Raw genomic sequence first — 19,934 nt, forward strand, 5'->3', positions numbered from 1 at the left:
TTATTTACGCTACTTATCAGACGATCAAGCCGGGTGCACATCGTTTTGCGGACCCTTGGGAATGCCCGTTGCTGGGCTAAAGATTCACTTCCACATGCCGCATCCCCATGCCGACTGCCAACGTAGTTTCCGACACAGGTCGGCTCTCGCAGCTTAGGTTGCTCGGAATCCTTAGCGGCCCCGCGGAAGATCACTTCGACGCGCTTGCCGAACTTGCCGCGTCCGCGCTGCGGGCCCCTGTAGCGCTAATCAATTTTATCGACGACGCACATACGTGGTGTAAAGCTGCTTGGGGCGCGTTGCGCGAAAAACGACCAAACAGCGAGTGCCTATGCGCGATTGCGATTGAGTCTGAAGACGTGCTCACAATCTCGGACGCGTCAATTCACCCAGATTTTCTCGGCCACCCCAATGTAACCGACGAGCGTCAGGTGCGCTTCTACGTAGGTATAGTCTTGCGGCTACCTGGAGGGCTGCCCCTCGGTACGCTATGCGTGACGGATACACGAGCTCGGCCGATCAAAGAGCGCGATATCAAGACTCTGCGCAAGTTCGCGCACCAAGTAGTCAAACATCTACAGGCCATCCAAGCACAGCGTGAAATCCGCATTCTTCGAGATCACGCTGACCACGCGCAACTTAATCGAGATCAGTTCCTCGCTATGCTCGCCCATGAGTTGAGAGCACCGTTGGCGCCGATCTTGACTGCGGTTACGGTACTTCAACAAATTCATGCTTCGCTTGAGCAACGTGTGTGGGCCAGAACGCTCATTGATCGCCAGGTCAGGTACATGAGCGAAATCGTCGATCACATGCTCTCGGCCTCACTTGTGTCGTTTGGCGCCGTCGAGCTTAAACTCGAGCCAATTTCGGTTAAAAGGTTGGTCGACCAGGCGGTCGAGATGAGTCACAGCTTTATTCTCGACGGGCAACATCAATTCACATGCTCGATCGCTGACGACCTCTGGGTGGCCGCAGACTGGACGCAGTGCCCCTTACTCATTTCCAATTTGTTGAACAACGCCGCGAAATACACGCCAAAAGGCGGAAAAATCGACCTTGCTGTCCAGAGGACCGGTGAGAGAGTAGAAGTTCGTGTTCGGGACTCAGGTGTTGGGATTATCGCCGAAGAGATGGATGAGATTTTCGAAGTCTTCGGCCAGAGTAAGCAACCGCTTGATCGCGCAAAAGGTGGCATGGGATTAGGTCTTGCGCTTTCACGGCGACTTGCTGAATGGCATGGCGGATCGCTTCGCGCAGAAAGTGGTGGCCGTGACCAAGGTAGCGACTTTATCCTCACGCTCGTGGCAGCAAACGCGCCAATATGCCCTTCGACCCCACAACTAGGCGGTCCGCTATCGCCGCTGGACATTGTTATCGTCGAAGACAACATTGATACAGCAGACGCTCTCGGCCTTTATTACAAGCTATCTGGGCATTCCGTCAGAATCGCCTATCGGGCGCAAGACGCCTTGGCAATGATGATTGAGAACCAGCCTGATGTGGTCATCAGCGATATTGGGCTGCCTGACACAGACGGCTATGAGCTTGTTAAGCAACTCATCGGATTGAATTCGATGTCCCGTACCGCGTTTGTCGCAGTGACTGGCTATGCGAGCGAAATGGATCGGGAAAGAGCATTTCGAGCCGGCTTTGATGCCCACTTTACTAAACCGGTTGACTTGAAAGCGCTCGATGAATCGCTTGCAGCGTTGTCGCAAGCAAAGGGCCGCCCTTCCACGGGATGAACGTGTACCGCGAGGCGACCGTTAAAACCAAAATGCGTTGCAAAACGGCATGAAGAATCGCTCGATCATCGATAGTAAAAACTGATTCGGCACCGAGCTGTTGTGCATAGTTGCAAAGTCACTCGTCAAGCTTGCAAACACGTCCTACTAAATGCTCTGGATGAGCGAGCACGTCTTCGAGCGCACCGCATTCGTCCAACAAGAGTTTGAGAACACTTGCCTCGTCCGGCGTCAGTCCTGTATCGCCTGCACCGACTTCGTGGCCAATTGCATCGCAGTCATCGATTGACACCTCCGCAAATGTGGCACTGCTCGGCTTTAATGGCCACTGCTCTCCGAATGCCACCGTCATGATCTTGCGTGATTCGTCGTACGCCTTTATCTCAGCACATAGATAGGACATTTTTTCGCTCCCGGGACAGGTTCGACACATCAGAGATGTACACAGTATGCCCGCGCAAAAACACGAATCGGTCACACGTAAACGCCTACCCGAAGCCAACGCAAAGTGTGACAGAAGACGCGGCCTGACAACATCGGAAGTTTGATAAGCATTTATCTTTCGATAACGCCGCGATAGCTCTTGCCAAAAAAACGCATGTCTAAGTTTAGCTTTTATTTCACGGCGACGTGCCGATTGGCTGCCCGTGCGCCGACTTGCTTTCCTCGCTCATCGATTCGGTTAGACGTTAGTTTTTTCCTTTCAGATCACTTATTTTTTGGCTCAGAGCGTTTGCGCAGAAACCCAATCCCCATTATTAATATAAATCCTTCGCATTGAAAATTCATTCGATTCGGCATTTTTTCTGACGTTTCGATCATCACTGTTTATATCCAGAAGTCAAATCCGAACCTTCGTGGGGAACGTTCACGAAGAGGCGCGGGCCGCGCAACAAACGCCTTTTATCATACAGAATCCCCCCTGCGGGTTATTTTGGTGTCCACATTACGGTGTTAAGTTAGTAGACGACACGCCCGAAGTCCTCAAAAAATTACAAACCGCCTTGAGCAAATAAAGGACGATGCATCTCTATACGGAGGTACTTATGGTTTGTGAATCACCGGCTACTGATCCGGTAAGTAGTACTTCTCAAGCAAATGTTTTTAATGGCAGAGACGAAGCAATTTCCGAGTCTCAATTGACGTCGTTTACCGCAGAACTATCGCGACAGACAGGCCTTGCATTTCCCAACTATGAATCCTTGCACGCTTTTTCGGTGCGAAACTACCGCGCCTTCTGGAAATGCTTTGTAAACTGGTTGCCTGGATTCGAAATGATCGAGGGAACGACCGCTATATGCGTAGGTGACGAATGCGAGACTGCGTACTTCTTCCCAGATCTCAAGCTCAACTACGCCGATAAGTTGCTCGATCTAAGCGTCGCAAGCGCAGGCGAGCCCGCAGTAACCGCTTGTTTTGCCGACGGCACGCGTTGGGCCCTGACACGCGGTGAACTCAGAGATCGGGTTGCCCGCCTTGCTCAGGCCCTTTCGGACTTGGGCATAGTAGAGGGCGACTGCGTGGTCGCAGTCATGCGCAACGATGTGATGGCCGTAATCGCAGCGCTATCTGTCGCTGCCATCGGTGCCACGCTCGCAACGTCCTCGACGGAGATGGGCAGCCCGGCACTCCTTGAGCGTTTTTCACAACTCTCGCCTCGGCTGCTCATTGCCCATACGGCAACGCGACCGTTCGATAACGGCGTCCCTGTCGCAACGAAATTAACCGAACTCGCTGCAAAGTTACCAACGCTGGTTGGCGTAATTGGCCTTGATGACGAGTGCTTACTGCTTGACACGGCTTTACCCAGTTTTTCGGCCCGTGCGCTGATGGAGCGTGTCGACGCTTCGGTTTTTGTGTGGAAACGTTTCGCGTTTAACCATCCGCTTTTCATCCTGTTTTCGTCGGGAACGACCGGTAAGCCTAAATGCATCGTCCATGGAGCGGGAGGCACCCTACTCGAACATTTGAAGGAACACCGCCTTCATTGCGATCTCCGAGCCGGCGAGCGCATGTACTTTCATACAAGCTGCGCCTGGATGATGTGGAACTGGCAACTGTCTGCACTTGCGTCGGGAACTGAAGTCATCACTTTTGACGGCTCCATCGCAACGGTGGACATCCTGTGGCGTCTCGTCGCCGATCTGCGAGTAACGGTTTTCGGCACCAGCCCCACCTATTTAAAAATGTGCGAGCAAGCGGGGCTTGTTCCTTCTGAACGCTTCGACTTGAGCCACTTGCGCACCATCTTGTCGACGGGCGCGGTCCTATATGACTCGCAATTCTTCTGGGTTCGAGACAATGTCAAATCACTACCCTTGTGTTCGATCTCAGGTGGGACCGATATTTTAGGATGCTTCGTTCTAGGCAACCCGAACCTTCCAATAATTGCCGGGGAATCCCAATCGAAGAGTCTCGCCCTAGGGGTTCAGTCGTGGACTAATGGTCACGAAGCAGACGGTGTAGGTCAACTGGTCTGCATCAATCCGTTTCCCTCCCGTCCCCTTGGATTCGTCGACGATCCATCGGGCGCTAGGTTCCACTCTGCTTATTTTGGGGCCAACCCCGGGGTGTGGACACAGGGAGATTTCATCGAGATGACGCCGGCGGGGGGCGCACGTCTACATGGCCGTACCGACGGCGTGCTGAACGTCCGCGGCGTCAATGTGGGTCCTGCCGAGATATACCGCGTGCTTGACAAGATTACCGCCATCCGTGAAGCACTGGCGGTTCAGTTGGACGTGGAGCGGCGCGATGGCCCGATCGACGATTCTGCTTCCCGCTTCTCGGATCAGCGGATCGTTCTGTTGATCACATTGCGCGAGGGGGAAGTATTAACCGGCGAATTGCGCAAACAAATTCGAACCAATCTAGCACGCGGTGCGTCTATCGCGCACGTGCCTGATATCATCCTTGCAGTCGCGGCATTGCCCACCACGCATAGCGGCAAGCTGTCAGAGATCGCTGCGCGCGAGGCCATTAACGGCTTGGCGGTAACGAACGCAGCTGCGCTCCGTAATCCGCACTGCCTTCAGGCGATTAAAGAGGCTATAAATCAATATCAGACAGAACCTGTCGTGCCAAGCAGTTGTGTCTCACTTGAAAATGTGGAAGCGTATCTGCAAACAGTATGGGAGCGCGTCTTCGGCTTTGCGCCGATCGCAACCGACGACAATTTCTTTGAGCTCGGCGGCGATTCGCTGTTGGCTGTGAGTATGCTGGCAGACCTCGCAGAGACGACCGGCCACGATCTGCCTCTTTCGACGCTTTCCTCGGCACCTACTATTGCCGCGCTCGGCGCACTGCTAAGAGCCGATTCGCCTGGAATCTTATCGCCGGTCCTCGTGCTGCTTCGCTCTGGAGTGGGTAACCCGATTTTCATTGTGCACGGTGCGTCCGGGACGGTAATGGGTTGTTGGACGCTTGCGCAGGCGCTACATACATCACGCCCCGTCTACGGGCTGCAAGCGCTCGGGCTCGACGGCCTGCAAAATCCGCAGCAACGCATAGAACACATGGCGGCGACGTACATAGAAGCGATGCGTAGTGTGCAGCGAGCCGGTCCCTATGCATTAGCGGGTTACTCGTTGGGTGGCCTCGTCGCCATCGAGATCGCGCAGCAACTTCACCGCGTCGGCGAGCTTATCGAACTGTTGTGCCTGCTGGATACCTACGTCCACGAACGTCGCTTGCCGTGGGTTGCGTGGGCTGAATTTCAGTTAGGTTACGCACGCCGTCAATATGGCGCGTTGCGTGACTTATCGAGCTCGCAAAAAATCGCCTATCTTCGTGATAAATGGACCGCTGCGGCCGATCGCGTGCGTCTTCGCCTAGGGCACCCAGCGCGTCGCACGGACCCAGCAGTCGCAGGATTGGATGTGCCGCCTGTCCTCATGCGCGTGCGCGAGTCGATGCGTCTAGCCATGAGCGTGTACCGGCCCCTTCGGTATAACGGAGGACCTATCATTTACGTGCGCGCGCAACGGTTCGAAGACCGGGGTGACCCTTTGCCAGTTTGGCGACGTGTGGCGGCATGCGGTTTGACTATCATTCGCGTGCAAGGGAGCCACACCGAGATGATGTCCGCACCTCACGTCCATGAAGTGGCTATGGCGCTAGGTTCGTTAGCTGCGATTTCATCTGATTGACCCTGCCTCGAAGCGACGACCAGCAGAGAAGTTGAATAAAGCAAGTTCCGGATCGTCGCTACACGGAGAAGTTCCGTGAGGAAACGGCGCGGTTGGCGAATGCGGTTGGGCACAACAGGGCGGCACGGCGTCTCGGTGTTCTGGTGGCAACGAACGGAGTTGGGCGCGTCGGCGGTTGAACAAGGTCCAGAAGAAGTTGGGCTTTATGTGGCGTTCAGAGTGTATGCGCGCCCTAGCACCGATTCACCAACCCGCATTGACACGACGCGGTAACAATCGAAGAGCAGATGACGACAAGTAAGGAAAATGGCCGCTTACTTGATCGACTTGAGTCCGGTCAGTAGTGCCAAGAGTCCCATCAAAATCTGTGTTTTGTCTTGCGAGATCACCGCGCCTGCCTCAGCAGTCTCCATTTTTCGGCCCCTACAGAACGCAACGACGAATGCGTCATCGGGTTAGTTGTCGGCTCATCAAGTTCTTGGCCAAATTTTTTGATGCTTCGACTTGCTCATGTGGTTTCAGGTCAGAGGTCTTTGTGCAATTCATGTACTGAGGGTTAAACATCGACTGCAATGCCGAACAAGACGGTGCATTTTTCGTAAGCTACGCAACCATCTCGCGCGTCAACACTTCGTCTCGGGCTCAGTTACCGTCCAGATTGAATGGCTGCGGCAGAAGCGGATGCTGATACTCCACGAATCAAAAGTTCAAAACCTATACGAGCAATCGGATTGAGTGCAAAAGACCTCGCCGACATTGCATTGCATGGATGGCCGAAAAATATTGTTTCGGCGGGCCCGCAACAGTGCATCCGCGCAGCCCCCACTTGCGTAAGTCCTTTGCTAGCTAAATGCATCCTCGACTTGCGCATCTCTAATTGGCCGCTCGCTTCTGACGCGAAGGTTACGTCGGCATCGCACAGCCTTGTCGGCGTGGGAGTGTATATGCGCGATGATTTGACCAAGTTCGAGCTTGATTGGCTCTTCACAGTTGCAATCTGCGTAAGAACTTCGGTTCCTCCTTTCATTGCGCAGCGGCTTCGAGCCTTGGGTTATACGGAACAAAAATTTTCCCAGACTCGCGCTTCAGACTTAGGGCGCAAGAGACTGCTAGACAAAACGCGGGTCGAAGCAGGGCTCACTTTCCATGATTTTTCCGATATCTACCGTCGTTAGTAAAACAAAATTACTTACCTCCGCTACGAGCAGGGTGAGCCGGAACGTGTTCCGTCAACGGAGGATGGGTGAGCAATGGAAAGCTGCGCATAGGGATTTGTGCCCTACTGATCTTCGTATCAATCCTGCCAAGTGTGGCGTTCGCTCATGTTAAATGGTTTTGTTCGAGCGCTGATGCATCTATCTCGCCCGTCGCGCCTGGTGTGGTGCTAACACCCGCGTTCGCGCTCTATCTCGGAATATTTTCGGGTTTGCTCTTCGTGGGCACTTGGATCGATAGCTGGTTTGATCGTCGCTGGCCCGCTCTCGCATGCACGTATCACGTGACGAGGTCGCTTGAAGAGAAACTCATGCGTGTGGCAGTGGGCGCGTTCTTTCTCTGCTTGTGGGACAAAGGGGCTGTTGTGCCGTGGTCGCAAGGTGGGGAAGCGATCTTGACCCCCGAATTGGTTTCCGGGGCGCCATGGATAAGCATGGTCCAGTTTTCGATTGCCGCAGCCTTGGTGTGGCGCCGTACCTGCGTGCTGGCAGCGCTTGGCATCATCATCGTCTATGGGGCGGGCATCGCGGACTATGGCTTCTTCCATTTAGTCGACTATGTTTTTTTCATCGGCATTGCGGGTTACCTCGCGCTGACAAGTTTTGAGCTTTCCGGCGCGACTCGCTGGCGAGTTCCCATCTTGTGCGGATCCCTGTCGATCAGCCTGATGTGGACTGCAATTGAAAAATTCGTCTACCCTCAATGGACCATCTCGGTCCTCACCGCTCATCCTAGTATCACCGTGGGCGTCGCTGCGCCCGTAGTCACAGTGATCGCCGGATTTGTTGAATTTACGCCGGCATTCTTTCTCTCGACTGGCTGCGGGCTACTTCGCGCAGGTGCAGGCATCTTATTGGCGATCTTCGCCATTGCTATCCCGGAATTCGGACATCTCGACGCGGTCGGCGATCTTTCGATCATTGCCATTCTCGCCGTGGCGGGGCTGCACGGCGTGTCACCGTTGCAGCAGAGATTGCGCCCAGCTCGCGGCGCGTCGTTGCCTATGGATGTGAGTGCCACAGTGGGAATTTATTTGAGTTTGATGGTCTGTTTCTTTGGTGTGTACTACGGCCTCCACAGGCTTCAGTTTGCCTAGAGCCGCCACGCGAACGAGAAAGTCGCCGAATTTATCCTGAATGCCCGGCGTAACGGCTGGATATCGAACCGCACAGGAGCGGGAACACGTATTGCGCTCCGAGTATTTGGGGATCAATCGGGGTGTTTGCGCTAAAACATCGCTATCGCCCCTCTCGGGGACAGCCAATGCCAAACAAGATCGCTGACGACGCGGCCGCCGCGGTACTCGTGTTACTCGTAGAAAGGATTGCACTTCGCGACGACGAGGCGCTTCGGTCGCTTTATGAACTGACGTCCCGGAGCTTGCTGACCGTAGCGCTACGTATTGCAAGAAGAAGCGAATTTGCAGAGGAGGCGTTGCAGGAAGCGTTCGTCAACATCTGGAGATTTGCTTCCGAATATAACAATAGTAGGTCTCCACCTTTGGTTTGGATGCGGGTCATCGTTCGCAATCGCACGCTTGATTATATGAGGCGCCGACAATCCTTCGCGGGCCCAGAGATCGAGTGGAACGACATCCTGGAAGACGTATTAGCAGCAGATATGGCTGACCCCTATGATTTAGCGGTTTCTGGTCAAAGGACTTCCCATTTGGCAGTCTGCATGAACAGCCTAGGAGCCAACCAGCGGCGCGCGCTAGAACTCGCTTACTTCTACGATCTAAGTCACAGAGAAGTGGCGCAGGAAATGCACGCGCCTCTTGCTACTGTAAAGGCATGGATTCGCCGTGCGATTGAAACGCTCAGGGTCGACCTGACGTTCGGGATTCAACAACCTTACTCGCTGCCAGTTGGCAAACCGGGAACAGTGTTCTTCGAGTCCCGACCTCGCGACTAAAGAGGCGCACCCCCGCGAGTAGTCGCACCCTTCTTATTCAGTTTGCTAGGGGTCGATCCGGTCCTCGTACCCATTCCGCGCCTCATTTGGACGGTGCCTCAAGATGGCCACACGACGCAGACGGCACAACGACCGAGCAGTTGGAGAATGGCGTCCGATAACACGCAAAGTTGAAAGCCGAACAAATCAGCGATCGATGGACAATCGCATAAATCGCGGGCCAATCAACGTTACCGCTTCGTGATCTAAGTTCGGAGACCTTGCCGCGCTGCACAGCCCCCACCCGCTTAACTTGACCGACACCTTCGATCAGGTCGTCGACGACTATGAAACACCTACGTCAAGCCATTCACTTCGGAGCCATCCGGTAAAGTGGAACGGCTGCCTGCCACCGAAGGCGTCAAGGAGAACACATGGCTACCTTCAAACCGGTTCAATGGCCCCACCGTGTTTGTATTCTGCTAGCCGTTATCGCGCTTGCGGGCGTCGGCGGCTGGGTGCTCGTGGTGCACGAACTCAAACTCCAAGTGGCCGAGTTACTCGGCCCGAACGGTTCCGCCGAGCACATCGAGGTGCGGTTTTTCACGGTGACTCTTACGCGCATTGCGTTACGTGGGCCACGCGCGTGGCCCACCAAGGATTTGTTCCGGGCCGAAAACGTCGTACTTAAACTTGATTGGCGAACGCTTTTTTCGCCTCGCGTGCACGCGGAATATGTATTCGTCGACCGGTACTATCTGTCAGTTGTCCGGGGCCGCAACGGTGGCATTCGTGTGTTGCCGCGCTTCACACTCGAAGAGCGAGAAGCAGATGGGCAGTCGCTGGCAGCGGCCAGGCGCGCGAACGCGGACAAGATGGTCGACCACATCGTGCTGCGCAACGGCACCGTTGAACTCGTCGATGAGGTAATTCGGAAACCACCCTATCGCATTGTCATTACAAACGCGGGCGGTGAAGCGCATCATTTGCGCCTTCCCGATCTTTCAGAGCCGACGACCATCGAACTGACCGGGTCTTTGCGCGGCCCAGCGCACGAAGGCACATTGTCGAGCAAGGGCTTGATAACTTTTGCGAACAGCGACTCGAAATTACAAACACACCTGCACAACGTCGATATCGTCTTGTTCGACCCGTATCTGATCAAGGAAGGCGGCAGCACAGCAAAGGCGCGCAGCGGCACGATCGATCTCGCATTGGATGGGAGCGTTCAGAACGGACGTATCCATGCCCCTGGCTCCCTAGTCCACTGCATCATTGACTTGGCACCGGGCGAATTCGACGGGAAGGATCGTCATATTTCCATTTGATTGGTTTACATGCCGGCCAGTCGCTCGTTGAGGAAGCGCCCCGACCAACGTGCGATGAAACGTGAGTCGCAGCCCAGTGCGCTCATGATCCCGTCGCGCGATTCACCGTCCTCGAGCATCAAGATCAGTTTTGCATGTCGCACGTCCGCCGCGCGCACCGTTCGGCTGCGTGCCGCTGAAAGTAATTGCGCACGTTCGGTATCAGTCAGATTCATTTTTCCCATGCCCTAAATTCGAACATAGACGGGGTGCCAAGTCAATGACGCAGTGGACTAGTTCTTAAAAACCTGCAACTGGCGCAAACCGAAAAAGCGGGCGACACCATTGCGTCTGTGCCGGCGAAGTCAGCCGTCGCGGCACTCAAAGATTCTACTGGGATCATCAAACTCAAATTTGAACTGGACGGCAACCTTCAAGATCCCCGGTTTTCACTGTCTCAGAGTCTCGGCGAAGAGATTTTGAAAGGGTTTCCTAGCGCGATCGCCTCAGGTGCCGGCGGGATCGCAAAAGGGGCAACTCAAGCCGTAGAAGGCATTGGGCGTAAATTGGGGAATTTGTTCTCGAAATAGCTTCCTACCAGTCGGAGTGTGCGACCGGCTGCACGTCACAACGTCAGACCAGAGATCAGGGTGCGTTCTCCTTTGTCGGCACGATACGCCATATCGCATTCCCGACATCGTCAGCAACGAGCAAAGCGCCGTCAACATCGACAGCCACGCCAACTGGGCGCCCCTTGGCGTCGCCCTTGGAATCCAAGAAGCCAGTCAGAAAATCTTCAGGAGGGCCGGAGGGTTTGCCGTTGGTGAACGGCACAAAGACGACCTTATAACCGGTGCGCGGCTTGCGGTTCCACGACCCATGCTGGCCAACAAACGCGCCGTCGCGATAGTGCGGAGGGAAAAGCGTCGCATCATAGAAAGTCAAACCAAGCGACGCCGTATGGTTTCCGAGCGCATAGTCGGGCACGATCGCCTTCGCAACCAAATCTGGACGTTGGGGCTTCACACGGGCATCGACGTGCGATCCATAGTAACTGTAAGGCCATCCGTAGAATGCCCCCTCGTGTATTGCCGTCATGTAGTCCGGCACCAGGTCATTGCCGAGATCGTCACGTTCGTTAACAGCGGCCCATAGCTCACCTGTTTGCGGTTGCCATGACAAACCATTCGCATTGCGCAGGCCGGTTGCAAAGACACGCGCTTTACCTGCTTTGACATCAAAGTCGAGGATTCGAGCACGATCCGCCTCGACATCGATCCCGTTTTCCGCTGCATTGCTGTTTGATCCGACGGCGATAAAGAGGTGAGTCCCGTCCGCACTGGCAATGATGTTTTTCGTCCAATGATGGTCGATCGGTCCAGCGGGCAGGTCTGCGACTTTCATGCCGGGTGATGTGATCACCGTTTCGCCAGGCACATAGGGGAAGCGAAGCAGTGCGTCGGTATCCGCTACGTACAGGTCGTTCCCGATCAAAGCCATGCCGAAGGGCGAATTGAGCCCCTCGATCAGAACTGTCCGGGTTTGGGCGGCGGTGCCCCCGCTCACTGCGCGCAGCAAAATAATCTTGTTCGGACTTGGCACACCTGCGCCTGCGCGCTTCATGACCTGCTTCCTCACCCACGACACGAGGCGCTTGATCGGACCACCCGTTTCGTCATGTACAGCCGGCGCGTCAGCTTCGGCGACCAGAACGTCTCCGTTTGGAAGCACGTATATCCAGCGAGGATGATCCAGATCACGGGCGAATGCGTTTACCGCGAAACCGTCGACTGCGTCGGGACGATCGTCCGCGCCGAAGCCGCGTGCGGGCGCAATGTTGACGGTCGTGAGGAGCGACTTTGTCGGTTCAGGCAAGGCAGGCGCGTCGCCATACCCGGCAACCTCTGGAGTTGTTGATGTTGCACTGCAAGCGGCCAGACACCCGAGCACTGCCAACGTCAGTGCCGTCTTCAGCTTCCAAATATTCATGTTTTCCACGACCGGTCTAAGACATAGTTTGCTTCCGAATGGACGTTAGACGACTGCGTTTGCATTTCGTTTCGATTCCATGCCGCTCCAATACAAAAACGAGAGGCAGATATGGAGACGACGTACTTAGGGATGACCATTCGGACATTGCGCGTCCGTTGCACCGGCGCGAAAAGTCGCGTTGTGGTTCAAAGAAGGTCTTTCTAGGCACTCCTGCACTGCCCACGGGACCAGGAATATAGGCGTTGAAGGGTTGCGGCGCTACGGAGGGCACGTCTTAAAAACGCCGTTAACGAATCAGATAATGAACTCAGCAAGAGACTTTGTATTTCACCGCCCTCGTAAAATCAACAAGTTCTTCACCTTGCGCAATGCACCTGCGCGGTTACCCAGTACAAGGAGAGAACTTGCAACATCGACCGAACTGGCGGAGACCAGATCCGTGCCGCAAAGTAGGCCAGCCGATCCGATAACGATTCTGATTTCTCGGTCTAGCTCGTGAATGTCAATGATCGAGCCGCGTTCTACCCGATTGAGCAAGGTCTGGACAAGCACGAAGAGATCATCATCTCCGTTTAGACGACGCGGATCTATCATGGTCGCTCCGTAGCCGCATTGTTCGCCCAATCCCATATGTCAGAATACCCCAAATGCTGTCCGATCTCGGGAGCGCAAATGAATGCTGACAACGATCCTTACTGCGTCGCTCTCGGCGCTTCAGGCAGCGAAGGTCTCTCCGACATCATTGAGTTGCTCAACGCATGGCCGAAAGGCGTGCACGCTGTTTTAATGGTCGTACTTCACCGGTCAAGCGACGACCACAGCGATCTGAGAGCGGTTCTGGCTCATCGCTGTCCAGACTTACACGTAGAGATTGCTCGCGACGGTCAGGTTCTCGTACCTAACGTCTGTTACATCGGAATGCCTGACCGGCCTTTGACGCTGCTCGACGACAGGTCCGCGTTTCTGATCGATGGATCGAACGACAGGTTAAGAAACCGAACGGTAGATGCGCTGTTTCATTCTATTGCCGAAAACATCGGCAAGCGAACAGTGGGCATCGTGTTATCAGGATCGCTGGACGACGGCTCTCGCGGGCTTGCAGCGATACACCGGGCGGGTGGCTTGACGATGGTCTTGGATCCTCAAAACAAACCCGTAGGCATGCAGCAAAATGCGATTGCTTTTGATGGCCCGATCACCTTCGTGGGCAACTCAACCGAAATTGCACAGGTCTTGGACGGCCTATTACCTCGGCAAAGCCATCGGGTTCATCGTTGATCGAACAACGATGCTGAAAGTCGGGTGAATAGCTGATAATGGCGCAGGCGCAGATCCGCCGCTCGGCAACATACAAATTTCCTTAGCATTGAGACTGACTGATATTCAGAACTCGCGAGCGGTCATTCAGGCTCAAGGCGAGACACCCAGGCGACTGATGCCTCTCATGGCGGCGATCCGCAGCCGCGTCCTGCAAGAGACTTAGATGTCGCTCCAAAAAGGTCAGTCGTCAAAACCTCGCTGGACATTTATGTTCAGCCGACGGTTGTGTGCTGTATTTAGCCGTGCTCGTCAATCCATTTCTTGGCCCAAGCGAGCGCTTCCTCGACCGCCTCTGACTCAGTCGTATACACCTCAAATCTTCCCGACGACGTCACAATTTTGTGCCTGAGCGATACAACGCCATAAGCGCTGAACGTTCCATCTGTGTTTGCATGCGGCTGAGCCGACACCACGTAACCGCTGTACGGCTCCATTTAGCCTCCCGTTAGCACTTCGAAGTTGTTAAAACAGAATTTTCGGATAAATGCACACCGGTTACTCGTCGTTCCAATCAAAGGAGTCTATTTGCCGTGTTGCCTGATTACGAGCTTCGGCTGCGGCCTTATTCGGGTCGGTCGCGCGGAGCACTTTCCAGAAGATCTTTCCCCTCGGAGACCACCTTCGCGTTTCACCCACGCATCATATACAAATAGGGTAGGCCGCTCCGGTCGAACGCTGATCGTCACATCGTACGTAAGATTGTGTCCGCCGCTCTGTGAATATTGAAAGTCCATCGCGCCCCCAAACAGGAGATGATCATAGCGCGAAGCAATGAATGTCAATGCGGCGACCCTGCATGGCAGCTATTTCAGCGTACCGACTCGGCTCAGAGCGGCTGTTGAGTGGGATCTTATGTCCAGTTGGCGGGGGCGAACCTCCCCGAACCGCATCTTTGCGAAGGTCGTGATGGACAGATGAAGGGGTATATTCTTTTAGCCGCCACCTGTATTTTGCTTTATTTAACTCGATTTCAGGAGGGACACTGTGCTGCATACGTTTCTGTCAAATAATCGTAATGATCTGATTGCGCGGTGTCGCGCGAAAGTGGCAAGCCGACCCGCTCGTGACGCCTCAGAGCAGCAGTTAGAAAACGGTGTCCCCTTGTTCCTTGATCAGCTGATTACGAAGCTGAAAATTGAGCAAACCGACAGCCCGTTGGAAAGCCGACTGGTGTCAGGCCCGGCTGATGGCAATCAAGCATTTTCAGCGATCGGCGGGTCTGCGGCTTCAAATGGGCATGAGCTGCTGAAGCTTGGGTTCACGGTTGACCAGGTTGTGCACGACTACGGAGATCTTTGTCAGGCCATCACCGACTTGGCACAGGAGCGGGATGCGCCATTTTCAATTGATGAATTTCGGACACTGAATCGCTGCCTCGATAATGCGATAGCGGATGCGGTAACAGAATTCAGCTACCGACGAGATTTCATTGTTGCGGGTCAACACGCGGCCGAGAGACCGAAAGACATGGGTCGTTCGTCCACGAACTCCGGAATTTCCTTCACACGGCTACGCTCGCATTTACCGCGGCAAAAACCGGAAGCCTTCCGCTCTTTGGTGCAACTGGCACCGTACTGGAACGGAGCCTACAGGGCCTTGGACGTCTGATCGACCACTCGATGACCGAGGTAAAAAGCGCAGAGCAAGCGGGCGCAAAATGGAAGCTTTTCTCACTCGACGAATTTATTCAAGAAGTGAGAGTCGCTGCTAACTTGGCCGCGCAGGTCCGGGGGTGCAGTTTTTCGGTAGCGTCAGTCGCTCCGAACCTTGCGGTTAGCGGCGATCGAGACTTACTGTATTCTGCCGTGAGCAACCTTCTCCAAAATGCCTTCAAATTCACCAAACCACATACCGACGTGACGCTTCATGCTTATGCCGTCGCGGATCGGATCCTGATCGACGTCACGGATCATGGAGGTGGTCTGCCAGCTGGTGCAGCCGTGAAACTATTCATGCCTTTTACGCAATATGGTGAAGACAGATCGGGTCTAGGACTGGGACTGTCAATTGCCCGACGCAGTGTCGAGCTTAATGATGGGGTGTTGAGCGTCCGGGACGTGCCGGGAGTAGGCTGCATCTTCACAATTTGTCTTCCACGGCACGCAATAACAAAGACGTAATCGTTACCGTCTATTTCGCTGGCTGGATGGCATTTGCAGGAAGGTGGCGACTGCCGCATCACCCCAACAGACAATGGCGAGGAAGCTTGACGGCAAGCGTTGTCGATCCGTCACGGCACTCGACTTCGAGTGTGCCGCCATGTGTTTGCACGATCGCTTTGGCGATATACAAACCAAGCCCGACTCCAGCAGCGGTGCCCTTCCTTGCCGTGCTGGCCGAGCGAATAAGTGGGTCGAATATCTTGTCGATTTTGTCGGCGGGGATTTCGCCGCCGTTCGAAACGGACACTACCACTTCGTGCTCCTCGCAACGTGCCGTCAATACAGCACTCCCAGTGCCGTGCTGTGCTGCATTCACCAGCAGGTTCGTGAGCAACTGGCCCAATCGTGCCCCGTCCCACGTGCCGACCATGATGCCATCGTATCGTTCGTCGACTTGGAAAGATGGATAGGACGCACAGACCTCTTCGACCGCTTGGTGACTGATGCGCCGTAGATCGTCCGTCGTTGGTGTCATGGGCAGCATATCGCCTAAACGGATACGGGAAAAATCCAGCAAGTCGTCTACCATGTGCTTCATTCGATCGGCACTACGAAGCACCGCAGCGGCGGCCTTCGTTGAGGATGCGCCCAGCGCCTCATCTCGAAGCGGGTATTGAGCCGAGTTGTGTATTGCGCCGAGCGGGGAGCGCAGATCATGTGCCAGAATGCCATTGAAAAGGTCGCGCAGGCGATTTGGCCGACGCCGAGTACTTCGCGATTGACTCAGTCAACGCTTGATCAATAGCTTCGTTGAAACGAACTATCTGATCGATCGTTTCTTCATTGACACGATACGGTTGTGCCTGCCAATGACGAATCACGGTTGCCCTGAGCGCGCGATATTCCGAAACCAATTCTTCGAGCGTGAATCCATGGGCTAAACGGTCGTCTGCGTGTGTTTTTGCGACATCAACTATTTCGGGCGCGTGCTCCAGCCCCTCGCCTTTCGACTTTGCGATTTGCTCGTCGGCACTCTGACCGGTGCGCATATCATGAGCGATATGAAGCAAGATTTCACGAGCGGAGTTGCGGCGCTGTTGATCAGAGAGCTTTTCCGGAGCAACACCTAGGCGACGGGCGAACTCGGACCAGTCTTCGAGAATGTCGTCGACCTTCTGTTCTATTAGTTCGGCCAATACCATGCTGAGTCCTCCGGGTGCGGTCTGTTTGCGAGACGGCGAGGCCGTGTATGTGCAGCGAACGTGATGACTAGCTATGAACGCATGGAGCGCACCAGCAGGTTACGCTATGTTGTAGTCCAGCGGACTTGAAGCTAAGAGGCAGGAAGTCTTGGGTACGCCGTCCTCGCTCTTAATTTGTAAGGCCCCCATACTTGTCCGTTAGAGATTACGGGTTATTTGCCCTTGCGTACACTTCCGGCTAACACAATTGACTAAAAAAGCAAGACGCCCGTACTCGATGCAACCGAAGCCGGGCGGTTGCTCGGTCAGTAACGCGGGTTTCAGACAACGTCGTCTCCGGCGGCTATGCCGCCTTCAACTCCTCACTACCAGCCAAGATAACTGCCGTTACACCGGACAGGATGATTGTCGCGGCGCAGGGCCCAAGGTACGAAGTCATGTCTTCAATGCCCCAACATCTTCGCCATCACGTAGTGAAAACTATCCAATGGTAGACTGCACAACATGACCGCAAGGACTGTTACGAATTCGGACAGCTCCGGCCGCCTTGCAAGCCCAGATGCCTTCGTTGCTTTCCAATCCCTAACACCTTGCTGAATCGTCCCACGCCGAACTTCTTTTGGGTTCGATCCCGTGGGTGTTAAATTACTTTGCAGAATGTCATTAAATTCGCGGTTGGACCGAAGGTCGCCTGTTATATTGTTTCGGCCGAGAACAGATATATGCTAATGGTTCGAACATCAAAAACATAAGCTTGGGACACGCAACTCTTTCAATTTCACCCACTGAATTGCGGAGATGGCTTGCAAGTTCCACAAAGAGAAGAAGGCTCAATGCTGCCTTCACGTAGCTTCTTGGCTACTCGTCGAATTCTATATGCCGCGCTCGCGATATCGACCGTGGTTCCATTAGTCCTGGTCACTTCGTACGGCTACTACGATTACCACCGTCGCTTCGCAGACGCGAACGATTTGGTTGACCGAAATTCCCGTGTTGCCGACGAGCAGGCTTTGAAAGTTGTAGACTTAAATCGCGAGATGGGAGCGCGGATAGTGGAACTGTTGGGAGAAGGCGATGACATGACTCTTAAGGATAGCGAAGATGTTATCCATCGTCAGCTTGAAACAATAGGGGGTGCGTTCGCCCAAGTCGCCGCTATTTCAGTTATTGGGAAGAACGGGGCACTTCTTGCGAGCAGCAAACATTATCCCGTACCTTCTATTTCGATTGAGGACAGGGAGGATTTCGTCGCAGCGCGGAATATTAGGCCCGAGCCCTACTTCTCGTTGCCTGTGCTCAGCAAAATTTCGAAAACTGACGTGTTTACGACCAACATGGGACGCTCGAGCTATGACGGAACGTTTCTTGGTATCGTTTCAATCGCACTAAAAAGAGAGTACTTTGAAAGCTTCTACAACGAACTTGCGAACGACGACGCAGCGGTCACCATCGCGCTTTATCGACAAGAAGGCGGGGTTTTGGTCCAATACCCCGATACGAAGCCAACGCCGCTAGGCACGGCATCAGATTCGGCTCTAACAACGGCTCTGCAACACAATGCGCCATTCGGTCAGTTACAGGTAGTGTCGTCCGTCGACGGCCTGGAGCGGGTTGTCGCATTCAGGCGCGTTGGCGACTACCCACTTTATGTTGCCAGTGGCTATGAAACACAAGCGATAACATCCCAATGGCGTGCGCATTTTATCTTCGTCCTTCTCCTGACCGCGCTGCCTTGTGCAGGCATTTGGCTGCTTGTGGGATTTTCACTTCGTCGACTGGAAGCCGAGAAGAAAGCTTGGAACAGTTGGCAGGCTGAGGCCATCAGGCGAGAACAGGCCGAAGCGTCAGCGCGCCAGCTACAGCGGATGGGCGCACTCGGAAATTTGGTTGCAGGCATCGCCCACGACTTCAATAATCTGCTTATGGTCGTGTCAACGAACGTCGCCTTGGCCACGAGCAAGCGGTTTACTCACATCGAGAAAGAGGTTCGTGCGGTGGAAAGAGCCGCGCTGGGCGCAGAACCTCTTGCTCGGCGACTCATGAGCGTAACTCGGAAGCAGCCGCTCAAGCTCGAAACTGTGACCCTGTCGACGTGGTTTCCGGCTGCAAAAAACCTCATCGCTGCCGCGCTGGGCGGACGGGTTCATTTGACCCTCTCCATTCCACGCGACATTTGGAACGTCTGCGTCGATAAGACCGAATTGGAGTCGGCCATCGTCAACATCGCGGTGAACGCAAAAGATGCCATGCCCCACGGCGGACGCTTTATTGTTCGATGCCAGAATTCGCAGCTCTCCGCTAATAACAGTCTGCCGCTGGACGGAGATTACGTTTCGATATTCTGTTCCGATAACGGCGTCGGAATGAACGCTGATGTGCTTCGCCGTGCGTTTGAGCCGCTTTTTACGACTAAGGCGCAAACGGCGGGCACCGGACTTGGGTTAGCGCAAGTTCTTGCTGCTGCTGAACAAGCGGGTGGTACCGCACGCATTGAGAGCCTCGTCGGAAAAGGAACTACCGTTAGATTGTACCTGCCGCGCCATCACGCGAAATCATCGGCCCAACCACTCGTTCATATGCCCGATACCGAGAAGGTTATGCGCGACACATCCGTACTCTTGGTAGAAGACAATGCCGAAGTGGCGGCTGGTGTATTGGCGGTTCTCGAAATGCTTGGATGCACGGTTAGGCACGAAGTGACCGCAGACGACGCAGTTGCGATTTTGAACGGGGGGATGACGTTTGACCTCATCTTATCGGACATTCAGATGCCTGGAATGATGAACGGCATCGACCTTGCCGAGCATGTACGCAGTACTTGGCCAGCGCGGAAAATAGCGCTCATGACAGGATATGCTGACGAGATTGACCGTGCTCAGCATGCGGGGGTGAAAATCTTGGCGAAGCCGTTTGACTTGGACGAACTCGAAACGCTCGTCGCAGAAAGCCACGAGTGAATCCGAACTAGAATCCTAGGCCCTCGCTGTCGCTTGGGATGGGCCAAGTG

General features: G+C 54.5%; 16 protein-coding genes and 1 pseudogene. 10 read left to right on the top strand and 7 right to left on the bottom strand.

The window, feature by feature from the left end; translation table 11 throughout:
- Positions 1 to 158 precede the first annotated feature (158 nt).
- On the top strand, positions 159 to 1,748 hold the full coding sequence (locus AXG89_RS25655) for a hybrid sensor histidine kinase/response regulator (RefSeq protein WP_162916131.1): 1,590 nt from the start codon (positions 159 to 161) through the stop codon (positions 1,746 to 1,748).
- A gap of 118 nt (positions 1,749 to 1,866) precedes the next feature.
- On the opposite strand, the gene AXG89_RS25660 is transcribed toward AXG89_RS25655, so the two are convergent.
- A complete protein-coding gene (locus AXG89_RS25660) occupies positions 1,867 to 2,151 on the bottom strand; it encodes a hypothetical protein (RefSeq protein WP_062173733.1) in 285 nt (94 codons plus the stop codon).
- A 619-nt stretch (positions 2,152 to 2,770) separates the two neighbouring features.
- Between AXG89_RS25660 and AXG89_RS25665 the strand changes: the two genes are divergently transcribed.
- The 5 genes from AXG89_RS25665 (at position 2,771) to AXG89_RS25680 (ending at position 10,332) form a co-directional block, all read left to right on the top strand.
- Positions 2,771 to 5,896, top strand: coding sequence for an acetoacetate--CoA ligase (locus tag AXG89_RS25665; protein WP_236873507.1), 3,126 nt, complete (start codon positions 2,771 to 2,773; stop codon positions 5,894 to 5,896).
- A 662-nt stretch (positions 5,897 to 6,558) separates the two neighbouring features.
- Positions 6,559 to 7,071 (top strand): hypothetical protein, encoded by a 513-nt coding sequence (locus AXG89_RS42345; RefSeq protein ID WP_144029373.1) that lies wholly within the window; start codon positions 6,559 to 6,561, stop codon positions 7,069 to 7,071.
- Between the two features lie 68 nt (positions 7,072 to 7,139).
- On the top strand, positions 7,140 to 8,207 hold the full coding sequence (locus tag AXG89_RS25670; protein ID WP_144029374.1) for a hypothetical protein: 1,068 nt from the start codon (positions 7,140 to 7,142) through the stop codon (positions 8,205 to 8,207).
- 167 nt (positions 8,208 to 8,374) lie between these two features.
- Positions 8,375 to 9,025 (top strand): RNA polymerase sigma factor, encoded by a 651-nt coding sequence (locus AXG89_RS25675; protein ID WP_062173740.1) that lies wholly within the window; start codon positions 8,375 to 8,377, stop codon positions 9,023 to 9,025.
- A 413-nt stretch (positions 9,026 to 9,438) separates the two neighbouring features.
- Complete coding sequence (locus AXG89_RS25680; RefSeq protein ID WP_062173741.1) at positions 9,439 to 10,332, top strand: DUF748 domain-containing protein; 894 nt, start codon at positions 9,439 to 9,441, stop codon at positions 10,330 to 10,332.
- A gap of 5 nt (positions 10,333 to 10,337) precedes the next feature.
- Here AXG89_RS25680 and AXG89_RS25685 read toward each other — a convergent pair whose 3' ends face one another.
- From AXG89_RS25685 to AXG89_RS25700, 3 genes are all read right to left on the bottom strand, one after another.
- Entirely contained in the window at positions 10,338 to 10,547 is a 210-nt protein-coding gene (locus tag AXG89_RS25685; protein WP_236873508.1) for a hypothetical protein, read from the bottom strand.
- 409 nt (positions 10,548 to 10,956) lie between these two features.
- Positions 10,957 to 12,300 carry a PQQ-dependent sugar dehydrogenase gene (locus tag AXG89_RS25695; RefSeq protein ID WP_062173745.1) on the bottom strand — a complete coding sequence of 448 codons (1,344 nt, stop codon included), beginning with the start codon at positions 12,298 to 12,300 and terminating at the stop codon, positions 10,957 to 10,959.
- Between the two features lie 330 nt (positions 12,301 to 12,630).
- Positions 12,631 to 12,897, bottom strand: a complete 267-nt coding sequence (locus tag AXG89_RS25700) for a hypothetical protein (protein ID WP_062173746.1) — start codon at positions 12,895 to 12,897, stop codon at positions 12,631 to 12,633.
- 78 nt (positions 12,898 to 12,975) lie between these two features.
- On the opposite strand from AXG89_RS25700, the gene AXG89_RS25705 reads away from it, so the two are divergent.
- The 3 genes from AXG89_RS25705 to AXG89_RS44400 all read left to right on the top strand — a co-directional run bounded on the left by AXG89_RS25705 (position 12,976) and on the right by AXG89_RS44400 (position 15,743).
- The gene (locus AXG89_RS25705) at positions 12,976 to 13,581 is read left to right on the top strand and encodes a chemotaxis protein CheB (RefSeq protein WP_062173748.1); all 606 of its coding nucleotides are present in this window, start codon (positions 12,976 to 12,978) and stop codon (positions 13,579 to 13,581) included.
- A 1,026-nt stretch (positions 13,582 to 14,607) separates the two neighbouring features.
- Positions 14,608 to 15,231: a hypothetical protein gene (locus AXG89_RS44395; protein WP_306299790.1), complete on the top strand. Its 624-nt coding sequence runs from the start codon at positions 14,608 to 14,610 to the stop codon at positions 15,229 to 15,231.
- Between the two features lie 11 nt (positions 15,232 to 15,242).
- Positions 15,243 to 15,743, top strand: coding sequence for a sensor histidine kinase (locus AXG89_RS44400; protein ID WP_306299791.1), 501 nt, complete (start codon positions 15,243 to 15,245; stop codon positions 15,741 to 15,743).
- Between the two features lie 58 nt (positions 15,744 to 15,801).
- On the opposite strand, the gene AXG89_RS25720 is transcribed toward AXG89_RS44400, so the two are convergent.
- From AXG89_RS25720 to AXG89_RS25725, 3 genes and pseudogenes are all read right to left on the bottom strand, one after another.
- Positions 15,802 to 16,314, bottom strand: coding sequence for a sensor histidine kinase (locus tag AXG89_RS25720; RefSeq protein WP_162916132.1), 513 nt, complete (start codon positions 16,312 to 16,314; stop codon positions 15,802 to 15,804).
- Between the two features lie 24 nt (positions 16,315 to 16,338).
- Positions 16,339 to 16,512: pseudogene (locus AXG89_RS44825) on the bottom strand (sensor histidine kinase); the annotation flags it as partial.
- Positions 16,439 to 16,927, bottom strand: a complete 489-nt coding sequence (locus AXG89_RS25725; protein WP_062173754.1) for an RsbRD N-terminal domain-containing protein — start codon at positions 16,925 to 16,927, stop codon at positions 16,439 to 16,441. The gene AXG89_RS25725 and the pseudogene AXG89_RS44825, both read right to left, overlap by 74 nt.
- 833 nt (positions 16,928 to 17,760) lie before the next feature.
- On the opposite strand from AXG89_RS25725, the gene AXG89_RS25730 reads away from it, so the two are divergent.
- Positions 17,761 to 19,884, top strand: a complete 2,124-nt coding sequence (locus tag AXG89_RS25730; RefSeq protein ID WP_062173756.1) for a hybrid sensor histidine kinase/response regulator — start codon at positions 17,761 to 17,763, stop codon at positions 19,882 to 19,884.
- The last annotated feature ends 50 nt before the right edge of the window (positions 19,885 to 19,934 follow it).

This window comes from Burkholderia sp. PAMC 26561, assembly GCF_001557535.2.
Taxonomy (GTDB): domain Bacteria; phylum Pseudomonadota; class Gammaproteobacteria; order Burkholderiales; family Burkholderiaceae; genus Caballeronia.